This is a genomic window from Actinoalloteichus spitiensis RMV-1378, from assembly GCF_000239155.1.
GTDB lineage: Bacteria > Actinomycetota > Actinomycetes > Mycobacteriales > Pseudonocardiaceae > Actinoalloteichus_B > Actinoalloteichus_B spitiensis.
The window spans coordinates 1-1,893 of the sequence record NZ_AGVX02000717.1; the positions used below are offsets into that span (position 1 = coordinate 1).

Annotated in this window: 2 protein-coding genes; one reads left to right on the top strand and one right to left on the bottom strand. The window is 71.5% G+C overall.

Annotated features, from left to right (window positions below; genetic code table 11):
* Nucleotides 1-216 precede the first annotated feature (216 nt).
* Nucleotides 217-1,080: an SDR family oxidoreductase gene (locus tag ACTIDRAF_RS35435; protein ID WP_016701309.1), complete on the bottom strand. Its 864-nt coding sequence runs from the start codon at nucleotides 1,078-1,080 to the stop codon at nucleotides 217-219.
* A gap of 88 nt (nucleotides 1,081-1,168) precedes the next feature.
* Between ACTIDRAF_RS35435 and ACTIDRAF_RS0224490 the strand changes: the two genes are divergently transcribed.
* The gene (locus ACTIDRAF_RS0224490; RefSeq protein ID WP_016701310.1) at nucleotides 1,169-1,882 is read left to right on the top strand and encodes a GntR family transcriptional regulator; all 714 of its coding nucleotides are present in this window, start codon (nucleotides 1,169-1,171) and stop codon (nucleotides 1,880-1,882) included.
* The last annotated feature ends 11 nt before the right edge of the window (nucleotides 1,883-1,893 follow it).

The window sequence follows — 1,893 nt, forward strand, 5'->3', positions numbered from 1 at the left end:
GGAACCGCCGCCCACGACCACCCGGTACCCCCACCCGCCCGAGCACCCCGTCGGCAGGTGGGGGTACCGGCCCGTGCACCCGACGATCCAGCCGTCAGACACCGCCGGATCCACCGGAAAGACCCCCGCAGCCAGACCCAGCACGCCCCCGGCAAGGCACCTCGACCGAGACGGGCCCGAGGCACGCCACACCCCGCACAACCACCAGCCAGCCCCCTACCGGCGCACCAGGTGACGCCACGCCGCAGGCTCAGCCTCCAAAAACTCCCCGAACGTCCACGGACGCACCCCCGTCACCGCCTGCACCGTGTGACTGGTCACCGAACTCTCCCCCGAAGCCACCGCCAGGTACGACCCCACCCACGCGTCCACCTGCCACTCCTCGGCCCCCGCCCGCGCCCGCACCGCCTCCTCCACCGTCTCCTCCCGGTACCGGAAGCTCCGCCCCGTCACCTCCGACAGCACCCGCACCGTCTCCCCGAAGTCAAGAGCACGCGGCCCCGACACGTCATAGACCTGATCGGCGTGCTCCTCATCCAACAACACCTCCACCGCCACCCGCGCCACATCCTCACGCGCCACCCACGCCACCCGACCACGCCCCGCCGGAGCCGACAACACACCGTCCTCCCCCACGAAACCCGGCACCACATCCGCGTAGAACGTGTTGCGCAGCGACGTCAACCGCAACCCCGCCGAAGCGATCAAGCGCTCGGTCTCCCCGTGCTCCCGAGCGAACCGGAAACTCGCCCGAGGAGCCGCCCCCATGAACGACGTGTACACCACCCGCTCAACTCCCGCCGCCACCGCGGCCCGCACCACCGACCGGTGCAACGGCATCCGGTCAGCAGCCTCCGGCGCCGACACCAGGAACACCGTCCGCACCCCCCGCAACGCCTCCACCATCCCCGCCTCGTCCTCGAAGGACGCCACCGCCACCTCCGCCGCACCCGCCCCCACCGGAACCCGCCCCGGGTCCCGGACCACCACCCGCTGCCGCGCCCCCCGCTCGGCGAGACGACGCACCACACGACGCCCCAACTGGCCACTCGCACCCGTCACCGCGATCAGATCAGTCACACCCCACTCCCTACCCGATCACCCCCACGACCATCCACACCGCCACGCCGGGGTTGACGACACGACCACCCGATATGCAGTATTTCGCATGCCCGTCCCCCACCCGACCCAGCCGGAACTCCGCCGCACCCTCCTCCGCGACAACGCCTTCCACCTCCTCCGCGACGCCATCGTGACCGGCACCCTCGCCCCCGGCGAACGACTCCGGGACACCGAACTCGAACACTGGCTCGGAGTCAGCCGAACCCCCATCAGAGAAGCACTCGCCCGCCTCGAACAGGCCGGACTGGTCCACACCGTCCCTGGCCGCTCCACCGTCGTCGCACCACTCAACCCCCGACAGGTCCACGACGCACAACTCGTCGTCTCCGCGATGCACGAACTCGCCGTCCGCGAAGCCACCCCCCGCATGGGCCCCACCGACCACACCGCCATGCGCACCGCAAACCACCAGCTGGCCGCCGCCCTGGAGGCCGGGGACCCCGACGCCGCCATCGCCGCCGACGACGCCTTCCACTCCGTCGCCGTCACAGCAGCGGCCAACCACGCCATCACCGCCGTCCTCGACCAGTTCACGCCCCTGCTCCGACGCGTGGAACGCCTCCGGTTCTCCGCACTCACCGGACGCGACTCCGTCGCCCAACACGACCGCATCATCCACCTGTGCACCCAGGGCGACGCCGAGAACGCCGCACTGGCCACCCGCACCAACTGGCACACCCTCCGCCCCCTGCTCGACCTGCCCACCGCCCCCGAGCACCCGAACGACGAAGGACACGGCCCCACCCACCCCGACTCCTGACCACCCCCCAC